Below are 19,853 nucleotides of genomic sequence, written 5' to 3'. Positions count from 1 at the left end.
CCCCCGCCGCCCGCCCGCGCCACCGAATACACTGGCCGGATGCCGCAGACCACCCTCGAGCGCAGCGACGCACTGACCGAGCGGTTCGCCGCCTCCCGCACGGCCTCCCGCTCGCTTCGCAGCGCGACCACAGACCTCAAGAACCGCGCGCTCCTCGCGATCGCCGAGGCGGTCCGCGCCGGCGCCGCGCGCATCGTCCCCGCCAACGAGCTCGACCTCGCGAACGGTCGCGAGAACGGCATGAGCGCAGGCCTCCAGGACAGGCTCCGACTCGACGAGGCGCGCCTCGGCTCGCTCGCCGACGCCGTCGTCGCGGTCGCCGGCCTGGTCGATCCCGTCGGGCAGACCGTCCGCGGCTCCCTGCTGCCCAACGGCGCCTCGCTGACCCAGGTGCGGGTGCCCTTCGGCGTCGTCGGAGCGATCTACGAGGCCCGTCCGAACGTCACGATCGACATCGCGGCGCTCGCGCTCAAGAGCGGCAACGCCGTGATCCTCCGCGGTGGCAGCGCGGCAGAGAACACCAACCGCATCCTCGTGGAGCTGCTGCAGGAGGCCGTCGCCTCCGTCGGTCTCCCGGCCGAGCTGATCCAGACCGTCGACGACCACGGCCGCGAGGGCGCGAAGGCGCTGATGCGCGCGCGCGGCTACGTCGACGTCCTCGTGCCGCGGGGGAGCGCGGGGCTCATCGAGTCGGTGGTGACGGAGTCGACCGTGCCGGTCATCGAGACCGGTGCGGGAGTCGTCCACGTCTTCCTCGATGCGAGCGCCGACGAGCAGTGGGCCGTCGACATCGTGCACAACGCCAAGACCCAGCGCCCGAGCACCTGCAACGCGCTCGAGACCCTCCTCGTGCACCGCGACGCCGCCGCACGCCTCCTGCCGCCGGTGCTGGGTCGTCTCGCCGAGGCCGGAGTGACCGTGCACGGCGACGAGCGCGTCCGCGCGCTCTTCGCCGACGCCGTCGAGGCGACGGAGGAGGACTGGTCGGCCGAGTACTACTCGCTCGACATCGCGGTGGCGGTGGTCGACGACCTCGACGCCGCGATGGACCACATCGCGCGGTACTCGACGCACCACACCGAGTCGATCGTCACCGAGGACCTCCGCAGTGCCGAGCGGTTCCTCGCCGAGGTCGACTCCGCGGTCGTCATGGTGAACGCCTCGACGCGCTTCACCGACGGAGGCGAGTTCGGCTTCGGCGCCGAGGTCGGCATCTCGACCCAGAAGCTGCACGCCCGGGGCCCGATGGGTCTGCCCGAGCTGACGAGCACGAAGTGGCTCCTGCGCGGCGCCGGGCAGGTCCGCGCCTAGCTCCCGGCAGCGGCGGGCTAGACTCGACCGAGCCCCTCGGGGCGTCCCGACCCTCAAGGAGCACCGCATGTCCCTGGCGACGACCGTCCTCGCAGAAGCCTCCACGCACGTGGAGCTGCCGTTCCCGGCCATCGTCTTCGGCCTGATCGCGGCCGTGGCCTTCACGGCGCTCGGCTTCGTCACCTGGAGCTACCGCGACGTCGCGAACCGCCACTCGCACAAGACGGCTGGCTCCTCCCACGACCAGCACGGCCACGGCCACTAGTCCGGAGGCGCCGCGATCGTGACGTCCGCCGTCAGCGGAGACCCGCGACGTCCCCGCATCGGTGTGATGGGCGGCACGTTCGACCCGATCCACCACGGCCACCTGGTCGCCGCCTCCGAGGTGGCGCAGTCGTTCGACCTCGACGAGGTCGTCTTCGTGCCGACCGGGCAGCCCTGGCACAAGAAGACGGTGACCTCGGCCGAGCACCGCTACCTGATGACGGTCATCGCCACCGCCTCGAATCCCCGCTTCACCGTGAGCCGGGTCGACGTCGACCGGATCGGCACCACCTACACGATCGACACCCTGCGCGACATCCACGCCGCGCACCCCGATGCCGAGCTGTTCTTCATCACGGGAGCCGACGCGGTCGCGCAGATCCTCAGCTGGAAGGACTACGACGAGCTGTGGGAGCTGGCCCACTTCGTCGCGGTGAGCCGCCCGGGTCACGTGCTCAACGTTTCGGGTTTACCGGCCCAGGACGTATCCTTGTTGGAAATTCCGGCGCTAGCGATTTCCTCGACGGACTGTCGGAGCCGCGTGAACCGGGGTCATCCGGTCTGGTATCTGGTTCCCGATGGTGTCGTCCAGTACATCTCGAAGCACCACCTGTATCGGAGTACGTCATGACAGTTCAGCCCGAGGAGAAGCCGCTCACCCGGCGCGAGATCCGCGAGCGCGAGCGACGCGAGGCCGGTGCCGCTCCCGCCGCCGTGCCGACCACGTCCCGACGAGCCGCGACCGCCTCCGTGACGGCCGCCGGTGAGATGCCGGTGCTCACGCCGACGCAGACGATCCGCATCGACCCCGTCGCGCCGACCCCCGCGAGCGAGCCCGAGCTGCGCACGTCCTCGATCGACGTCGTCACGCCCGACGGTGAGCGCCCCCTCACGCGTCGCGAGCTCCGCGCCCTCCTGGCCCAGCAGCAGGCCGAGCAGGTCGCCGCGACACCCGTCGACGATCCCGCGCCGCTCGTCGCCGAGGGGGAGCCCGCGGAGCCTGACCGCGAGGAGGAGTCGGAGGTGTCGCGCGCCCTCGGCCGCGCCTCGACTCTGCCCGCCACCGGCGAGGTCGCCGTCGCCGAGCAGCCCAAGCTCAACACCGCCCTGTTCGCCACCGTCGGCGGATCCCTCGACATCGCCGACGAGAAGGCCACCGAGATCACCGGCAGCTTCCACCCGCCGATCGAGCACCTGGCCATCACCGACGAGCTCGACAGCAAGTCGAAGGAGGAGGTCGACGCCTCGTTCGACTCGCTCATCGCGAGCGGTGTGGCTTCGACCGGCGCGGTGACGACGACGAACGCGCTCATCCTGCCGACCTCGGGCGAGACGAAGGCCGACACCGGCGAGGTGCTCGTCACAGGATCGTTCGACCTCCCGCGCAGCCTCGGCTCGACCGGCCAGCACCCCAACCTCTACGACTCCCCGGACGTCGATCGCTATGTCGACCGCATCGACCGGGAGCAGCCCGCCGCCGACTCGGAGCCCGTGCGGGCCTCGAGCGCCGTCTCGACGCACGCCGCCGGCACGGCGATGATCGCGCCGCAGAAGCGCAGCGGGATCAGCACCCCCGTCGTGCTCGCCATCACGGCGGCCGTCCTCCTCGTGGCCTCGATCGCGCTGTTCATCGGCGGCTTCGTCCTCAACATCTTCTGACCCACCACCGACACTGAAGGCTTCATGACTGCGACCGACTCCGCCCGCGCACTGCTCCAGCTCGCGGCCACCGCCGCCGACTCCAAGGGCGGGGAGGATCTGGTCGCGCTCGACGTGTCCGGTCCGCTCCCGCTCGTCGACATCTTCTTCCTCGTCACCGGCCGCTCCGAGCGCAACGTCGTCGCGATCGCGAACGAGGTCGAGGACCGCCTGAACGACTCGGGCGCCAAGCTCCTGCGCCGCGAGGGCCGCGCCGAGGGCCGCTGGATCCTCCTCGACTTCGGCGACCTCGTCGTGCACGTCTTCCACGAGGAGGACCGCATGTACTACTCGCTCGAGCGCCTCTGGAAGGACTGCCCGACGGTCCCGTTCACTGTCGACGGCCCCGCGGTCGACAGCCCTCTCGCGGTCGACACCGCAGCGTCCTCGTCCTGACGAACACGCCCGGCGACGGCACCCGATTTCTCCTCACGCATTTCGTGTTGTAGTTTATTCGAGTTGCTTCCGCCGGGCGGAGGAGCAGGCCCCACGGTCTGCATCTCCTGTTCGAGAAGCGCACCAAGGGTCCGTGGCGCAGCTGGTAGCGCACCTGCATGGCATGCAGGGGGTCAGGGGTTCGAATCCCCTCGGATCCACCGAACGAGAAGAAGCCGCCTCAGGGCGGCTTCTTCTGGTTAACGCCGACGGTCCCGGACGCCGCTCTGCACGAGGTCGACGGGCCGAAGAGGGGCCACGGCCGCCGCACGGCTCTCGGCCAGACTGTGACCATGCCGAACCCGACCGCCCCGCGCGGCCTCATCACCCAGTTCTCGATCGTCGACGCGCTGCTCGCGGGTCTGTTCGACGGAGTCGTCTCCCGGTCGGAGGCCGACCGCGCCGGAGACTTCGGTCTGGGCTGCGGCGACCACATGGACGGCGAGCTCGTCGTGCTCGACGGCGTCCACCGTCTGTTCCGGGGCGACGGCTCCGTCCGGGTCCTCGAGCCGGAGGACACGATCGCCTTCGCCGAGCTCGCCCGCTTCACGCCGAGCTCCTCGTCGACGCTCGACGGGATCGACTCGCTCGACGCCCTCCTGGGGGCGGTGCGGAGGGCCGTCCCGAGCCCGAACGTCTTCGTCGGCGTCCGCGTCCGGGGCCGCTTCGAGAGCCTGACTCTCCGCCAGCCGATCGCCCAGATCAAGCCGTACCTCCGCCTCGCCGACGCGATGCACGACCAGCGAGAGATGCACCTGACCGCAGTCGAGGGAACCCTGGTCGGCTTCATCGGCCCGAAGCCCTTCCAGGGCATCAGCGTCGCGGGGCTCCACACGCACTTCGTCGACACGACCGGGGCGATCGGCGGCCACGTGCTGGCCGCCTCCGGAGTGCGTGGCGAGCTGGCCGTCGAGCAGTACGCCGGCATCACCGTCGTCCTGCCCGACTCCGACGACTACCTCGCCGCAGACCTCGACGAGGACGCCTCCGCCGCCGACGCCGAGATCCGCGACGTCGAGTCGGATCACGCGCGCTGAGGCCGACCCCTACCCTGGTCTCATGCCCAGCCTGCGCGACGTCCATGCCGTCATCGACCGACTCTGGCCCGAGGAGGGTGCGGAGGGGTGGGATGCTCCCGGCCTCGTCACCGGAGACCCCGACGCCTCCGTCGAGCGGATCCTGCTCACCGTCGACGTCGTCTCCGACACCGTCGCCGAGGCGATCGCCGGAGGTCGCCAGCTGCTGATCGCGCACCACCCGCTGCTCCTGCGCGGAGTGACCTCGATCGCCGAGGACGGCTACAAGGGCCGCCTGCTCGCCGATCTGATCCGGGGCGGCTGCGCCCTCGTCTCCGCGCACACGAACGCGGACATCGTCGCCGACGGCGTCTCCGACGTCATCGCGACGCGGCTCGGGCTCACCGGCACCACCCCGATCGTCCCCGGAGCGGACCCGTCCGTCGGTCTCGGCCGCGTCGGCGACCTCCCGGAGGAGGTGACGCTGGGTCGCCTCGCCCGCGCCGTCGCCGATCTGCTGCCCGCCACCGCCGGGGGAGTGCGGGTCGCCGGAGGCTACGACGCGCCCGTCCGTCGCGTCTCGCTCTGCGGAGGCGCGGGGGACTCACTGCTCGGGGAGCCCGCCGTCCGGACCAGCGATGTCTACGTGACCGCCGACCTGCGGCACCACCCGGCGTCGGAGGCGCGCGAGAAGGCCCTGCACGGCACCGGCCCCGCCCTCATCGACGTCTCGCACTGGGCCAGCGAATGGCTGTGGCTCGAGGTGGCGGCGTCGGCGCTGCGGGAGGCCCTGCCCACCGTCTCCGTCGCCGTCAGCGAGACCCGCACCGACCCCTGGGATTTCGCGATCGTCCACTAGCCGCCGGTCGGCACGGGAGAATGGACGCGGCACGCCACCCTTGCATGCCGGGAACGAGGACCGCGACGTGAAAGCCAGCCCCGCAGACCAGCGCGAGCTCCTGACCCTGCAGAGTCTCGACACGCGAGGCGCCCAGCTGCGCCACGCGATCGCGACCCTGCCGCAGATCGCGAAGATCCAGGCGATGCAGGCTCGCGACGCTCGGACCCGCCGGACCCTCGCCGAGCACGTGGGCCGAGTCGAGGACGTCCGCACCGAGCTCGGCCGCATCGAGTCCGACGTCACCGTCGTCGAGAAGCGCCTCGCCCGCGACCGCGAGCGACTGCAGACCGCGTCGTCCTCGAAGGACATCGCCGCGCTCGAGGGCGAGATCACCTCCCTGGTCAAGCGCCGCGGCGACCTGGAGGACATCGAGCTCACCCTCATGGAGCGCATCGAGGGCATCGAGGCCGAGGTCGCCGCCGCTCAGGCCGAGCGCGACGAGGTCGTCGCCGCCCTGCAGACGCTCGCCGAGGAACGCGACGCGCAGGCCGCGAAGCTGGCCGACAAGCAGGAGGCGCTCGCCCGCGACCGCGCCTCCCTCGTCGCCACCCTCCCCGAGGACCTCGTCGAGCTCTACGAGAAGCAGCGCGCCCGCTACGGCATGGGCGCCGCCCTGCTCCGCGGCAAGGTCTCCGAGGGCAGCGGCGTGGCCCTCACCGAGTCCGACCTCTCGTGGATCCGCGCCTCGGCCCCCGACGACGTCGTGCTCTGCCCCGACAGCCAGTGCATCCTCGTGCGCGGCGACGAGTCGACCCTGGCCTGACCGGAGCCGTACACTGGGTCCGCGAACGGGCCGGCAAGACGGTCGCGTCGCCGGAGCGAGAGCCCCGGCGCCGAGGAACGTCCGGGCTCCGCAGAGCAGGGCGGTGGGTAACACCCACCCGGGGCGACCCGCGAGACAGTGCCACAGAAAGCAGACCGCCACGGGCTCACGCCCGCGGTAAGGGTGAAACGGTGGTGTAAGAGACCACCAGGGGCCGGAGTGATCCGGCTCGCTCGGTAAACCTCGCCCGGAGCAAGGTCAGACAGAGGACGATGCGGCTGCTCGTCGGGTCCTCGGGTAGACCGCTGGAGGGTCACGGCAACGTGACTCCGAGAGAGATGGCCGTCCAGCGCCCGCCGAGAGGCGCGGCGTGAACAGAACCCGGCGTAACAGCCGACCCCTTCGCCCAGAAACGCCCCGTCGCGCATCCGCGCGGCGGGGCGTTTCTGGGCTCAATGCCTGTCTTCCGCGGCGGTCCCCGCCCGCCGCGGCGCGGTCGGCCCCATCAGATGGTCGCGTTCCGCAGAGCGTCGTGCGTCCGGCTCCGGCAAAACGCTGACACGCGTTTTCCCGACTCGCCTCGGCCGTGCTGCCGCACGATCGCCCTTGCACCGCTGAGAAGGGCGTCGGGTGGGTGTGCAGAATGGCTCGGCTGCGCCGTCGACTCCTTGCGGGCGGCGCTCAGGAGGATCGGGCTGAGAGCAGCGCCTCACGGGGGAGCGGACCACGCGGTCTCGTAGCCCGCTGATCGAGTAGCCCGCGCAGCGGGCGTATCGAGATCCACCAGCTTCAGAAGACAGGAACGAAAGGCTGATCTGCTGGCGCGGGTGGGTCTCGATACGCCGCTCCGGGGCTACTCGACCAGCAGGGACGGCAGCGCCAGGGGTCGTCTCCCTCAGCTTCGAGCCGCGAAGCAGCCCCGCCCAGCGAGCTGACCTTCAGACCAGCCACCCTCCGCGAGGCGAACAGGCGAAACGCGTGTCAGCGTTTCGTCGTAGCCGGACGCGGGACGCTCTGCGGATCGCAACCACCTGACCGAGCCGACCGCGCCGCGGCGGGCGGGGACCGCCGCGGTATGAGAACAGCCGAACAGGCGAAACGCGTGTCAGCGTTTCGTCGTAGCCGGACGCGGGACGCTCTGCGGATCGCAACCACCTGACCGAGCCGACCGCGCCGCGGCGGGCGGGGACCGCCGCGGTATGAGAACAGCCGAACCGGCGAAGCGCGTGTCAGCGTTTCGTCGTAGCCGGACGCAGGACGCTCCATGGAGCGCTACCGACTGATCGAGTCGACTGCGGCTGCGGCAGGCGGGGACCACCGCAGCGAACGGCTCAGCGTCGCACGCCGCCGCCCGCGAGGGCCGCGGCGCCGAGGATGCCGGCGTTGTTGCGGAGGGTGGCGGGGACGATGGGGGTGCGGAGGTCGAGGAGGGGGAGGAACTCCTCATGGTGCTTCGAGACGCCTCCGCCGACGATGATCAGGTCGGGCCAGAGCAGGGCCTCGAGGTGGGAGTAGTAGCGCTGGAGGCGCTTCGCCCAGTGCTTGTAGTCGAGGTCGTCGCGCTCCTTCGCGGCGAACGACGCCTTCTTCTCGTAGTCGCCGCCGTGGATCTCGAGGTGGCCGAGCTCGGCGTTGGGGATGAGGACACCGTCGTAGATCTGCGCGGTGCCGATGCCGGTGCCGAGGGTGGTCATGAGGACCAGGCCCTTCTTGTCCTTCGCGGCGCCGAACCGCGACTCCGCGTAGCCGGCGGCGTCGGCGTCGTTGACGAAGAAGATGTCGCGGCCGATCGCGTCCTCGAACAGCTTCTCGGCCTCGAGGCCGATCCACTCGTCCGAGACGTTCGCCGCCGACATCGTCCGGCCGTGCACCACAGCGGCGGGGAAGCAGATCCCGACCGGCGTCCCGGGGGCGGCGCCGGGGATCGTTGCGAGGATCTGCTGCACCGTCGCGACGATGTCCTTCGGGCGCCCGCCCTCGGGCGTCGGGACCTTCATCCGGTCACTGAGGAGCGTCCCCTCCGCGAGGTCGACGAGCGCCCCCTTGATGCCGGTCCCCCCGATGTCGATTCCGATGGCGGTCGTCGCAGCAGTCATAGGGGTCATGCTAGCGAAGCGGGACCGGTCGGATCGGGGGCGGGACCCGCGGCCGCGGTGCCGCGTAGGATCGGCCGCATGTCTGACGGTGATGCGAACTCCTGGTGGTACAACCTCAAGTCCGGCGCGGTGGAGCAGGGGTTCGTGTCCCCCTCCGTCGACCGTGTGGGGCCCTTCTCGTCTCGGCAGGAGGCGGAGCACGCGCTCGAGAAGCTGCACGAGAACAGCCGCAAGTGGGCCGAGGAGGACGCGGCCGAGGACCGCTGAGCTCTACTCGTAGCTGTGCTCGGGTGCGGGGTACGCGCCCGACTCGACGTCGTCGCGGTAGGCCGTGACGGCTCCGGTCAGCACCCCGCGGAGGTCGGCGTACTGCTTGACGAAGCGGGGGACGCGGCCGGTCGTGAAGCCGGCGAAGTCGGTCCAGACGAGCAGCTGCCCGTCGACGTGCGGGCCGGCGCCGACGCCGATGGTCGGGATGCGCAGCTCCTCGGTCACCTGGCGGGCGGCGTCGCTGGGGACCATCTCGAGCACGACGGCGAACGCTCCCGCCTCCTGCACGGCCCGCGCGTCGGCGAGGAGCTGCTCGAGTCCGTCGCCACGGCCCTGGACGATGTGGCCGCCGAGCCCGTGCTCGCTCTGCGGAGTGAAGCCGATGTGGGCCATCACCGGGATGCCGGCGTCGACGATCCGCCGGATCTGCTCGGAGGAGCGCACTCCGCCCTCGAGCTTCACGGCGTGCGCGTGCGTCTCCTTCATGAAGCGGAACGCGGTGTGCAGCGCGTCGTCGGGGCCCGACTCGTAGGAGCCGAACGGCATGTCGGCGACGACGAAGGCGCGCTCCACCGCCCCGGCGACGGCTCGTGCGAAGGGGATCAGCTCGTCGACGGTGACGGGCAGCGTGGTGTCGTAGCCCAGCACGTTGTTGCCGGCGGAGTCGCCCACGAGCAGGAAGTCGATGCCCGCCTCGTCGAAGATGCGGGCGGTCAGCTGGTCGTAGCTCGTCAGTCCGGTGATCCGCACCCCCGAGTCCTTCGCGTTCTGGAAGTGGCGGGTTCGAACGCGTTTCACGGGCTGCGCTGACATGGCAGCAAGTCTAGGTGCGGACCGGCGCGCGAGCAGGGGGAGCCCTCCGCCGCACCCGGCGCGGAGCCACTAGCCTTAGGGGCGAAACAGGAAGGGCCTTGATGGACAAGCAACGGGACTTCGTTCTTCGCACGATCGAAGAGCGAGGGATCAAATTCGTTCGCCTCTGGTTCACCGACGTCGTCGGCACGCTCAAGTCGGTCGCCATCGCGCCGGCCGAGGTCGAGGGCGCTTTCGCCGAGGGCCTCGGCTTCGACGGCTCCGCGATCGAGGGCCTCACCCGCTCCTTCGAGGCCGACGTCCTGGCGCACCCGGATCCGTCGACCTTCCAGATCCTCCCGTGGCGCGGCGAGATCGATCCGACCGCGCGGATGTTCTGCGACATCACGACTCCCGACGGGCAGCCCGCGGTCGCCGACCCGCGCAACGTGCTCAAGCGCACCCTCGCGAAGGCCGCCGAGCGCGGGTTCACGTTCTACACGCACCCCGAGATCGAGTTCTACCTGCTCAAGTCGTCGACGTTCGGCGCCGAGGGTCCCGAGCCCGTCGACTCGGCCGGCTACTTCGACAACGTCCCCGGGGGCACGGCGCACGACTTCCGTCGCCGCTCGGTCCGCATGCTCGAGGACCTCGGCATCTCGGTCGAGTTCAGCCACCACGAGGCGGGCCCCGGTCAGAACGAGATCGACCTCCGCTACGCGGACGCGCTCACCACGGCCGACAACATCATGACCTTCCGCACGGTCATCAAGGAGGTGGCGATCGAGCAGGGCGTCTACGCGACCTTCATGCCCAAGCCCCTCTCCGGTCACCCCGGTTCGGGCATGCACACCCACCTCTCGCTCTTCGAGGGCGACGTCAACGTGTTCTACGAGCAGGGCGCGGAGTACCAGCTCTCGAAGCTCGGCCGCCAGTTCATCGCCGGTCTGCTCAAGCACGCTCCCGAGATCACCGCGGTGACGAACCAGTTCGTCAACTCGTACAAGCGCCTCTGGGGCGGCGACGAGGCACCGAGCTACGTCTCGTGGGGCCACAACAACCGCTCCGCGCTCGTGCGGGTGCCGCTGTACAAGCCGAACAAGGGCCAGTCCTCCCGCATCGAGTACCGCGCTCTCGACTCCGCGGCGAACCCCTACCTCGCGTACTCGCTGCTGCTGGCGGCGGGCCTCAAGGGCATCGAGGAGGGCTACGAGCTCCCCGCCGAGGCCGAGGACAACGTCTGGTCGCTGTCCGACGCCGAGCGCCGCGCCCTCGGGTACAGTCCGCTCCCGGCGAGCCTCGACCGCGCCATCTCGCTGATGGAGGAGTCGGAGCTCGTCGCCGAGACGCTGGGCGAGCAGGTGTTCAACTTCGTGCTGCTGAACAAGCGCAAGGACTGGGCCGAGTACCGCGCCCAGGTGACGCCGTACGAGCTGCGCAGCAACCTCGAGATGCTCTGACCCACTCCCCACCATGGCTCGCGAACGCACTCTCAGCGACTTCGCGCGCCTCGGATTCGCCGAGCTCGGCGAGACCGGGGCGCGCCTCGCCGAGGCCGAGGAGCTCGCCGGCCGGTCGCTCGACTCGATCGATCCCGCGTTCGCCGGGGTCGCCGATCCCGACGCGGCGCTGCGCGCTCTGATCGACCTGCTCCGGAGTCACCGCGAGCAGATGAGCGTCGTCCTCGCCGACGACGACGCCCTCACGCGACTGCTGCTGGTCCTCGGCGCGTCCTCCGGCCTCGCCGACTTCCTGCACCGCCGCCCCGCTGAGCTCGCGGGCCTCCTCGACCCCGTCATCACGCTGCCGGGCCGGTCAGAGCTTCGGAGCGAGCTGCTGGACTCGGTCGGCGCGGTCGACGGATTCGCGACACTGCGTGAGGAGGAGGGCTGGACGGCCCTGCGCATCCGCTACCGCCGCCTGCTGACCCGCATCGTCGTGCACGACCTGAGCCAGGCCGATCCGGTCGCCGCGATCGACCGGGTCGCCCGCACGCTCGCCGACCTCGCAGGCGCGGCGCTCGAGGCGTCGCTCGCCGTCGCCCGGACCGACCTCGTCGACGGATCCGGGCCAGGCAGGTTCTCCCGCCAGGAGGTCGAGGCGACGCGCTTCGCCGTCATCGGGATGGGGAAGGCCGGCGCCTCCGAGCTGAACTACGTGAGCGACGTCGACGTCATCTTCGTGGCCGAGGGCGACCCCGAGCGCGAGCTGTCGAACGCGCGCGCGATCGACATCGCGACGCGCATGGCCGTGCTCCTGATGCGAGGGACCTCCGCTCTCGCCCTCGAGCCCGAGCTGTGGGAGGTCGACCCCAACCTCCGGCCCGAGGGCAAGCAGGGCGCCCTCGTCCGCACGCTCGAATCGCACGTCACCTACTACGACCGGTGGGCGAAGAGCTGGGAGTTCCAGGCCCTGCTGAAGGCCCGCCCGCTCGCCGGCGACCCCGAGCTCGGCCGCGCCTACGTCGAGGCCGTCGCACCGAAGGTCTGGTCGAGCGCGTCCCGCGAGAACTTCGTCGAGTCGGTCCAGCGGATGCGCGAGCGCGTCACCGAGAACATCCCCCAGAACGACGTCCACTACCAGATCAAGCTCGGGCCGGGCGGGCTGCGCGACATCGAGTTCACGGTGCAGCTGCTCCAGCTGGTGCACGGGCAGACCGACGACGCCATCCACATGCCGGGCACGCTGCTCGCCCTCGGCGCCCTCGCCGACCGGGGCTACATCGGCCGGGCGGCGGCCGACGAGTTCGCGAAGGACTACCGCGCGCTCCGGCTGCTGGAGCACCGCCTCCAGCTGCGGCGCCTGCGACGCACGCACCTCATGCCCCGCGACGAGCACGAGCTGCGGACCCTCGCGCGCTCGAGCGGTCTCGCGCGGAGCGCCGAGGAGCTCCTCGTCGTCTGGAACGGCATCAAGCACCGCGTGCGCGGCCTGCACGAGCGGCTGTTCTACCGCCCGCTGCTGTCGGCGGTCGCCGCGCTCTCGGACGGCGGAGCAGAGCTCTCGACCGGGCAGGCGGAGGCGCGTCTGGCGGCCATCGGGTTCACCGACGCGCGGGGGGCGCTCGGCCACATCGCGGCGATGACCTCCGGAGTGTCGCGCCGCGCGAGCATCCAGCGGCACCTGGTCCCGGTGATGCTGCAGTGGTTCGCCGACGGCGCCGACCCCGACTACGGCCTCCTCGCGTTCCGGCGCCTCAGCGACACCCTCGGCGGAACGCCCTGGTTCCTGCGGATGCTGCGCGACTCCTCCGGGGCGGCGAAGCGCCTGACGACGGTGCTCGCGGGCTCGCGCTTCGTCGGCGAGCTGCTCGACCGCATCCCGGAGGCGGCGGCCTGGCTCGAGGACGACGACGCCCTCCGACCCCGCAGCGCCGCGGCCCTCGCGGAGGAGGTGCGCGCCGTCCTGCTGAGACACGACACTCCGGAGACGGTGGCGGCGGTCCTCCGCGCGATGCGCCGCCGCGAGGTCCTCCGGACCGCCATGGGCGGCGTGCTGGGGCTCAGCACGATCGAGGAGATCGCCTGCAGCCTCACCGACATCATCTCGGCCCTGCTGAACGGCGTCCTCGCCGCCGTCCGCCGGTCGAGCACCGCCCGACCCGGCTCCGACGCCGAGTTCGCGGTCATCGGGATGGGGCGCTACGGGGGAGCGGAGCTCGGCTTCGGATCGGACGCCGACGTCATGTACGTCCAGCGGCCAGGGGCGGGGGAGCCCCGGGCCGCCCAGCTGTACGCGCAGTTCCTGGTCGCCGAGCTGGTGCGGCTCACCGAGGACTCCCGGCTCCCGCTCGACCTCGATGCCGATCTCCGCCCCGAGGGCAAGAACGGTCTGCTGGTCCGCTCGCTCGACTCGTACCGCGCCTACTACGCCCGCTGGTCGCTGACGTGGGAGGCGCAGGCACTCCTGCGGGCCAGGGGCGTCGCAGGCGACGCGACGCTCATCGCCGACTTCGAGGCCCTCGCCGACGAGGTCCGCTACCCGGTCGCGATCCCCGACCGCGACGTGCGCGAGGTCAAGCGGATCAAGGCGCGCGTCGAGAAGGAGCGCCTGCCCCAGGGTGCCGACCCGCTCCGCCACCTCAAGCTCGGCCGCGGCTCCCTGAGCGACGTGGAGTGGCTCGTGCAGCTCCTGCAGCTGCAGCACGCCCGCTCGGTGCCGGCCCTCCGGACGACGTCGACCCTCACGGCCCTCGCCGTGGCGGAGGAGGCGGAGCTGGTGACCCCTGTGGACGCGGAGCGCCTGCGCGCGGCCTGGCTGTTCGCCTCCCGGGTGCGCTCGGCGATGACCCTGTGGACGAACCGCACGAGCGACGTCCTCCCGACCGACCGCCGGCAGCTCGACGGTGTCGCCCGCCTGCTCGAGTACCCGGCCGGCTCGGCCACGCAGCTCGAGGACGACTACCTCGGCATCACGCGTCGCGCCCGCGCGGTCTTCGAGCGGCGCTTCTACGGCCCGGTCGAGGGCGAGGCCCCCTCCTACCGCTGACCGGGAGCCATCGAGCGCACGGTGCCCGGGAACGACGGAGGGCCGCCCTTCCGGAGAAGAGCGGCCCTCGTGGTCGTGCTTCGAGGATCAGACCCCGTAGTACAGCTCGAACTCGAAGGGGTGCGGACGCTGGGCCAGCGGCTTGATCTCCTTCTCGCGCTTGTAGTCGATCCAGGTGTCGACGAGCTCCTGGGTGAACACGCCGCCCTGCAGCAGGAACTCGTGGTCGGCCTCGAGGGCGGCCAGGGCCTCCTCGAGCGTCGCGGGGACCTGCGGGATGAGCTTGGCCTCCTCCGGGGGCAGCTCGTACAGGTCCTTGTCGACGGGCTCGTGCGGTTCGATGCGGTTCTTGATGCCGTCGAGACCCGCCATGAGCTGCGCGGCGAACGCGAGGTAAGGGTTGCCCGAGGCGTCGGGGGCGCGGAACTCGATGCGCTTGGCCTTGGGGTTCGTGCCCGTGATCGGGATGCGGATCGACGCGGAGCGGTTGCCGGCCGAGTAGACCAGGTTGACCGGAGCCTCGAAGCCCGGGATCAGGCGGTGGTACGAGTTGACCGTCGGGTTCGTGAACGCGAGGACGGCGGGGGCGTGCTTGAGCAGGCCGCCGATGTACCAGCGGGCGATGTCCGAGAGGCCGCCGTAGCCGTTCTCATCGTAGAACAGCGGCTTGCCGTCGTTCCAGAGCGACTGGTGGGTGTGCATGCCCGAGCCGTTGTCTCCGAAGAGGGGCTTGGGCATGAACGTGGCGGTCTTGCCCCACTGCTCGGCTGTGTTCTTGACGATGTACTTGAACTTCAGGATGTCGTCCGCCGAGTGGACCATCGTGTCGAAGCGGTAGTTGATCTCCTGCTGCCCGCCGGTGCCCACCTCGTGGTGCGAGCGCTCGAGGATGAGGCCGGCGTCGATCAGCTTGAGGCAGATGTCGTCGCGGAGGTCGGCGGTCTTGTCGACCGGCGAGACGGGGAAGTAGCCGCCCTTGTAGGGCGTCTTGTTGCCGAGGTTGCCGCCCTCTTCGACGCGGCCGGAGTTCCAGGCGCCCTCGACCGAGTCGACGACGTGGAACGCGGCGTTCTGGGTGACCTCGTAGCGGACGTCGTCGAAGATGTAGAACTCGGCCTCGGGGGCGAAGAACGCGGTGTCGGCGATGCCGGTCGACGCGAGGTACTTCTCGGCCTTCTTGGCGACCTGACGCGGGTCCTTCGAGTAGATCTCGCCGTTGCGCGGGTTGTAGATGTCGAAGACGAGGATGAGCGTGCGCTCGACGCGGAACGGGTCCACGTAGGCCGTCGTCACATCGGGGATCAGCTGCATGTCCGACTCGTGGATGTTGGCGAAGCCGCGGATCGACGACCCGTCGAACAGCTGGCCGACGGAGAAGAACTCCTCGTCCACGGTCGAGGCGGGAATGTTGAAGTGCTGCTGGACACCGGGGAGATCGGTGAACCGGATGTCGAGGAACTTGACATCCGTGTCCTTGATGAACTTGAGCACCTCGGAAGAATCTTTAAACATGCAAAGGTCTCCAATGGCATAACGGGTTGCTGCGGGACGCAGCCGTCCCAGGGTAGTGACAGGGGGTTTCCCTCCCGTGTCCCGTTTGTTTCCGGCGTGTTACGGAGCGCGCGGGGACGCCTCGCGGCGGACTCCCGACCGGCTCCGACACGCCGAGGATAGGATCGGGGGATGCCATCGGACGCGCGCAGGACCTTCGGAGATGTCGGCCCCAGCTCGTGGCCGGGTGAGCGCCTCGGGCTGCCCGAAGCGGGGCGGATGTCGGTGGGCCGCGTCGGGCGCCGCGTCGCCGCCCTCGCCGTCGATCTGGCGGTGTCCGCGCTGCTGTCGCTGGCGTTCTTCGACTACGACCGCTGGGCGAGCCTGATCCTCTTCGTCGTGCTGCAGGCCGTGTTCATCCCGACCATCGGGGGCAGCATCGGCCACCGTCTGCTGGGGATGCGGGTCATCCGCCTCGGTGGCGGCTGGGTCGGCGTCTGGCGCCCCCTGGTGCGCTCGGTGCTCCTCGCGGTCCTCGTTCCCGCGCTCGTCTGGGACTCGGACCAGCGCGGCTTCCACGACAAGGTCGCCGGCACGGTCCTCGTCCGCTACTGACCCGCGACGACGACGAGCCCGCGCCGTCATGGGCGCGGGCTCGTCGTCGTGGCAGTGGTCAGCGGGAGCGCTGGGGGCGGACCTTGAACGGGTCGACGCCCTTGGGGATCGGCAGAGAGGTGTTGAGGGACGCGAGCCGGTTCTTGACGGCCAGCACCTCGGCCTTGGTCAGGACCTTCTTGGTCTTCGCAAGGGTGCGCGGGACGCGGTGCAGCGGGACCGCGTCGGCGTCGGGACCGACGTGGACGAACGTGACGGGGACGTTGGGGAGGATGCGGGTGACCTTGCGGCGCTCGTCGTCGAGCATGCGCTTGGTGCGACCGGAGGGGCCCTCGGCGATGAGGACGACGCCCCCGCGGCCGACGGCGCGGTAGACCGCGTCCTGCGTCTTGCCGTTGACGGCGACGGGCATCTCGCCACCGGTCCAGCTGCCGCGGAGTCCGCTGCGCAGGACGGCGCCGACGGCACCGGGCTGACCGGCGATCTGTCCGTAGGCGGCCCGCTCCGCCCGGCGCGAGAGCACCGCGAGGCCGGCGACGAGGCCGGCCATGACGCCGACGAGCACCCAGAGGGCGATGACGAAGCCGTTGCCGTCGCCGAGCAGGATCCCGAGGATCACGCCGACGAGAACCGGCAGGAGGGCGGCGAGGAGGATGATCCAGACCGCGCTGCTGTCGTAGCGGCGGGTCATCTGGAACACCTGCCACATCTGCTTGAGACGTCCGGGTTCCTTGACCGCCTTCGTCGACGGTTCCGTGCTGCGTGCCATGGGGTCAAGGATACCGAGCCGACCCGCGGTGGGGGACCGATAGCCGGGATCGGACGTCCTCCCCAGGCGCGACGGCGCCGGATCCTTCCACGGACCCGGCGGATCCGTCGTACTCCGGCCCTCCGACCGTCCAGTGTCGGAGCATGGGATCAGGTGGGCGGACCGTGGCGCGCGAGACCGAGCGGCTGGGCGACCTCGAGATCGTCGGATCCACTCCGCGCGGGGCGCTCGTCGTCGGAGACGACGGCAGGCGGTTCTCGGCGCTGGTCCGGTCGAGGCAGGCCGCCGAGCAGGCGCTGCGCGGACCGCTCGCGATACTGCCCCGCCACGAGCACCGGGAGTCCCTGGTCGACGTCGGGGTCGTCCCCGGCGGGCTCGTGCTGCTCATGGAGCCGCCCGTGATCACCACTCTGGGCAGGATCCTCGCCTCGCACGAGCCGCTGTCGGCCGGCGTCGTCGTCACGGTGCTCGGCCCGGTCATCGAGGCGGTCCGCGCGGCGGCCGGCAGCGGTGTCGATCTCGTCGTCGGAGCGGACACGATCGGCCTGACCAGCGACGGCGCACCGGTCGTGCTGGTCGCCGACCTCACTGACTCGAAGGAGACGCCGGCCGAGGCCCTCCGGAGCCTCCTCGCGCGCTGCGCAGGGGCCTGCGTCGATCGACTCGTGGTCCCGGAGCACGGGTCGGAGCTGGAGGCGCTCGAGGCCTTCCTCTACCGGGTCGCTCCTCCGCGACCGCTCGGCAGTCTCCTGCTGGCCGAGCCCGCCACCGCGGAGTCGCTCGTCTCGGGGCCGGTGCCGAGACGGCCGTGGGCGCCGGGCACGGTACTCCGGCGCGCCCGGAGCGCTGCGGCGGTCGTCCACCGCCGACGGGCGGCTCCGGCGGAGGCTGCGAGCTCGACGCCGGAGTCACCCGGGCGGCATCGGCGGAGCCATCCGCTCGACGGCTGGCAGGAGCGCCTGCTCGGAGTCGCGAGGACGCACCGCGGGCCGCTCGCCGCCGGGGTCGCGATCGTCCTCGGAGCGGCCGTCGCCTCCGCCGTCAGCGCAGGTCCTGCGACCGACCGCGCATCGCCGGTCCCGGTGACCGCGTCCTCCGCCGTCCCGTCGCCGATCGCGACGCCTCCCGACGCGGGAACGAGTCCGGAGTCGGCAGCTGAGGAGCTGGTGTCGGCGGCCTCGGCCTGCATCGGAGCGGGCGCGCCGTGTCTCGCGGCACTGACGACCGGCGACTCACCCCTGCGCGCCGATGACGAGACCGAGGAGGCACTGATCCCCGACGGATCCGAGATCCGCGCCGTTCTGGCCGATGAGAACGGCGGCTCGGCGCTCGTGTCCCTCGAGTCCTCAGCGGGAACGACAGCGGCCTCCGTCCTGATCATCAGGACGGAGGCCGGCTGGCTCATCCGCGACGTCTTCTCCGGTGATCCTCCCTAGGGGAGGTCACCGACGTCGGCGGGTCAGATGCCGAGGTCGTTCTCGAACGAGCCCTCCTCGAGGCGCTCCTTGATGGCGACGAGGAACCGAGCGGCGTCGGCCCCGTCGACCGTGCGGTGGTCGTACGACAGCGCGAGGTAGACGGTCGAGCGGATCGCGATGGCGTCCTGACCGTCGACCTGGACGACGGCCGGCTTCTTCGCGACGATGCCGGTCCCGAGGATCGCGGTCTGCGGGAGGAACACCACGGGGGTGTCGAACAGCGCGCCGCGCGAGCCGGTGTTGGTCAGCGTGAAGGTGCCGCCGGCGAGCTCGTCGGGCTTCAGCTTGTTGTTGCGGGTGCGCTCGGCGAGGTCGCCGATCGTCGAGGCGATCTGCGCGAGCGAGAGGTCGGCCGCGTTCTTCAGCACCGGGGTGAGGAGTCCGCGCTCGGTGTCCACCGCGATGCTGATGTTCTCGTGGTCGGGGTAGACGATCGAGTCGCCGTCGAGAGTCGAGTTGATGACCGGGTAGGCCTTCAGCGCCTCGGCGGCGGCGAGAGCGAAGAACGGGAGGAAGGACAGCTTGGCGCCGGTCTTCTCCTGGAAGGTCTTCTTCACGGAGTCGCGGAAGCGGGCGACGGCGGTGACGTCGACCTCGACCACCGAGGTGAGCTGAGCGGTCGACTGCATCGACTCGACGGCGCGCTGGGCGAGGACCTTGCGCAGACGCGACATCGGCTGGGTGGTCCCGCGCAGGGGCGAGGTCTCGAGCGGCGTGCGCGCGGCCTTGGCCGCAGCGGCGGCGGGGGCCGACACGGGCGCCGGAGCCGACTTGGCGGCCTCGACGGCGTCGAGGACGTCCTGCTTGCGGATGCGGCCGCCGACACCGGTACCGGTGAGGGTGGTCAGGTCGATGCCGTGCTCGCTCGCCAGCTTGCGGACGAGGGGCGTGACGTAGCCCGGGTTCGAGTCGGTCGGTTCGGGAGTCGCGGCGGGTGCCGGCGCCGAGGCTGCCGGGGCCGCGGGAGTGGCCGCGGCGGGGGTCGGAGCCGGGGTGGACGGCGCGGGGGCCGAGACCTCGGGGGCGGGCTTCGCGGCGGCGGGAGCCGGCTCGGGCTCGGCGGGCGCGGGGGCCTCGTCGTCGCTGTCGGCGTCGACCGAGGGGGTCGCGACGTCGGTCGGCTCCTCCTCGGCGGCGGCGACCTCGGGGGCCTCCTCCGCGGGGGCCTCGGGCTCGGCCGCAGCGGCGGCACCCGAACCGTCGCCGATGCGCACCAGCTCCGCACCGACCTCGACGGTCTCGTCCTCCTGGACGAGGATCTCCTCGATGACACCGGCGATGGGCGACGGGATCTCGGTGTCGACCTTGTCCGTCGAGACCTCGAGCAGGGGCTCGTCGACCTCGACGCGGTCCCCGACGTTCTTCAGCCAGCGGGTGACCGTTCCCTCAGTGACACTCTCTCCGAGTGCCGGGAGGCTGACGGATTCGCTCATGAGCCTGTCTCCTTAAGACGCGTTGTTCGATCT

At 71.1% G+C, this 19,853-nt stretch carries 18 protein-coding genes, 1 tRNA gene and 1 other RNA gene; 15 read left to right on the top strand and 5 right to left on the bottom strand.

What is annotated here, in order from left to right; all coding sequences use genetic code 11:
- Positions 1-39 precede the first annotated feature (39 nt).
- The 10 genes from GRS92_RS04620 to rnpB all read left to right on the top strand — a co-directional run bounded on the left by GRS92_RS04620 (position 40) and on the right by rnpB (position 6,793).
- Positions 40-1,311: a glutamate-5-semialdehyde dehydrogenase gene (locus tag GRS92_RS04620; RefSeq protein WP_159853759.1), complete on the top strand. Its 1,272-nt coding sequence runs from the start codon at positions 40-42 to the stop codon at positions 1,309-1,311.
- A gap of 67 nt (positions 1,312-1,378) precedes the next feature.
- A complete protein-coding gene (locus tag GRS92_RS04615) occupies positions 1,379-1,576 on the top strand; it encodes a hypothetical protein (RefSeq protein WP_159853757.1) in 198 nt (65 codons plus the stop codon).
- 18 nt (positions 1,577-1,594) lie between these two features.
- Entirely contained in the window at positions 1,595-2,206 is a 612-nt protein-coding gene (gene nadD / locus GRS92_RS04610) for a nicotinate-nucleotide adenylyltransferase (protein WP_159853755.1), read from the top strand.
- Positions 2,203-3,234, top strand: a complete 1,032-nt coding sequence (locus GRS92_RS04605; protein ID WP_159853753.1) for a hypothetical protein — start codon at positions 2,203-2,205, stop codon at positions 3,232-3,234. Before nadD ends, GRS92_RS04605 begins: the two co-directional genes overlap by 4 nt.
- Positions 3,235-3,258: 24 nt before the next feature.
- Positions 3,259-3,669, top strand: a complete 411-nt coding sequence (gene rsfS, locus GRS92_RS04600) for a ribosome silencing factor (RefSeq protein ID WP_159853751.1) — start codon at positions 3,259-3,261, stop codon at positions 3,667-3,669.
- A gap of 127 nt (positions 3,670-3,796) precedes the next feature.
- Positions 3,797-3,869: transfer RNA gene (locus GRS92_RS04595), tRNA-Ala, on the top strand.
- A 132-nt stretch (positions 3,870-4,001) separates the two neighbouring features.
- Positions 4,002-4,745 carry an acetolactate decarboxylase gene (locus GRS92_RS04590; protein WP_159853749.1) on the top strand — a complete coding sequence of 248 codons (744 nt, stop codon included), beginning with the start codon at positions 4,002-4,004 and terminating at the stop codon, positions 4,743-4,745.
- A gap of 22 nt (positions 4,746-4,767) precedes the next feature.
- Positions 4,768-5,583, top strand: coding sequence for a Nif3-like dinuclear metal center hexameric protein (locus GRS92_RS04585; protein WP_159853747.1), 816 nt, complete (start codon positions 4,768-4,770; stop codon positions 5,581-5,583).
- A gap of 67 nt (positions 5,584-5,650) precedes the next feature.
- A complete protein-coding gene (locus GRS92_RS04580; RefSeq protein WP_159853745.1) occupies positions 5,651-6,388 on the top strand; it encodes a zinc ribbon domain-containing protein in 738 nt (245 codons plus the stop codon).
- 26 nt (positions 6,389-6,414) lie between these two features.
- Positions 6,415-6,793, top strand: an RNA gene (rnpB, locus tag GRS92_RS04575) — RNase P RNA component class A.
- A gap of 926 nt (positions 6,794-7,719) precedes the next feature.
- Here the strand turns inward: rnpB and ppgK are convergent.
- Positions 7,720-8,484 (bottom strand): polyphosphate--glucose phosphotransferase, encoded by a 765-nt coding sequence (gene ppgK / locus GRS92_RS04570; protein WP_159853743.1) that lies wholly within the window; start codon positions 8,482-8,484, stop codon positions 7,720-7,722.
- A gap of 78 nt (positions 8,485-8,562) precedes the next feature.
- Between ppgK and GRS92_RS04565 the strand changes: the two genes are divergently transcribed.
- Positions 8,563-8,751 (top strand): SPOR domain-containing protein, encoded by a 189-nt coding sequence (locus GRS92_RS04565; protein WP_159853741.1) that lies wholly within the window; start codon positions 8,563-8,565, stop codon positions 8,749-8,751.
- Between the two features lie 3 nt (positions 8,752-8,754).
- Here the strand turns inward: GRS92_RS04565 and panB are convergent, their stop codons facing one another.
- Entirely contained in the window at positions 8,755-9,567 is an 813-nt protein-coding gene (gene panB, locus GRS92_RS04560; protein ID WP_159853739.1) for a 3-methyl-2-oxobutanoate hydroxymethyltransferase, read from the bottom strand.
- A 101-nt stretch (positions 9,568-9,668) separates the two neighbouring features.
- Here panB and GRS92_RS04555 point away from each other — a divergent pair, with 101 nt between their 5' ends.
- Together GRS92_RS04555 and GRS92_RS04550 are read left to right on the top strand one after the other, a co-directional pair.
- Entirely contained in the window at positions 9,669-11,006 is a 1,338-nt protein-coding gene (locus tag GRS92_RS04555) for a glutamine synthetase family protein (RefSeq protein WP_159853737.1), read from the top strand.
- Between the two features lie 13 nt (positions 11,007-11,019).
- Positions 11,020-14,034, top strand: a complete 3,015-nt coding sequence (locus tag GRS92_RS04550; protein ID WP_159853735.1) for a bifunctional [glutamine synthetase] adenylyltransferase/[glutamine synthetase]-adenylyl-L-tyrosine phosphorylase — start codon at positions 11,020-11,022, stop codon at positions 14,032-14,034.
- A gap of 87 nt (positions 14,035-14,121) precedes the next feature.
- Here GRS92_RS04550 and glnA read toward each other — a convergent pair whose 3' ends face one another.
- Positions 14,122-15,546, bottom strand: a complete 1,425-nt coding sequence (gene glnA / locus GRS92_RS04545; protein WP_159853733.1) for a type I glutamate--ammonia ligase — start codon at positions 15,544-15,546, stop codon at positions 14,122-14,124.
- Between the two features lie 171 nt (positions 15,547-15,717).
- On the opposite strand from glnA, the gene GRS92_RS04540 reads away from it, so the two are divergent.
- Positions 15,718-16,140, top strand: a complete 423-nt coding sequence (locus GRS92_RS04540) for an RDD family protein (protein ID WP_159853731.1) — start codon at positions 15,718-15,720, stop codon at positions 16,138-16,140.
- A gap of 58 nt (positions 16,141-16,198) precedes the next feature.
- On the opposite strand, the gene GRS92_RS04535 is transcribed toward GRS92_RS04540, so the two are convergent.
- Positions 16,199-16,909, bottom strand: coding sequence for a DUF4191 domain-containing protein (locus GRS92_RS04535; RefSeq protein WP_159853729.1), 711 nt, complete (start codon positions 16,907-16,909; stop codon positions 16,199-16,201).
- Positions 16,910-17,073: 164 nt separating this feature from the next.
- Between GRS92_RS04535 and GRS92_RS04530 the strand changes: the two genes are divergently transcribed.
- A complete protein-coding gene (locus GRS92_RS04530) occupies positions 17,074-18,345 on the top strand; it encodes a hypothetical protein (protein ID WP_159853727.1) in 1,272 nt (423 codons plus the stop codon).
- A gap of 23 nt (positions 18,346-18,368) precedes the next feature.
- Here GRS92_RS04530 and sucB read toward each other — a convergent pair whose 3' ends face one another.
- Entirely contained in the window at positions 18,369-19,820 is a 1,452-nt protein-coding gene (gene sucB, locus GRS92_RS04525) for a 2-oxoglutarate dehydrogenase, E2 component, dihydrolipoamide succinyltransferase (protein ID WP_159853725.1), read from the bottom strand.
- Positions 19,821-19,853: the final 33 nt, after the last annotated feature.

Origin of the sequence: Rathayibacter sp. VKM Ac-2754 (genome assembly GCF_009807095.1) — a bacterium.
Lineage (GTDB): Bacteria > Actinomycetota > Actinomycetes > Actinomycetales > Microbacteriaceae > Rathayibacter.
Note: the sequence above shows the minus strand (reverse complement) of the source record. Positions and strands in the feature narration are given on the sequence as shown.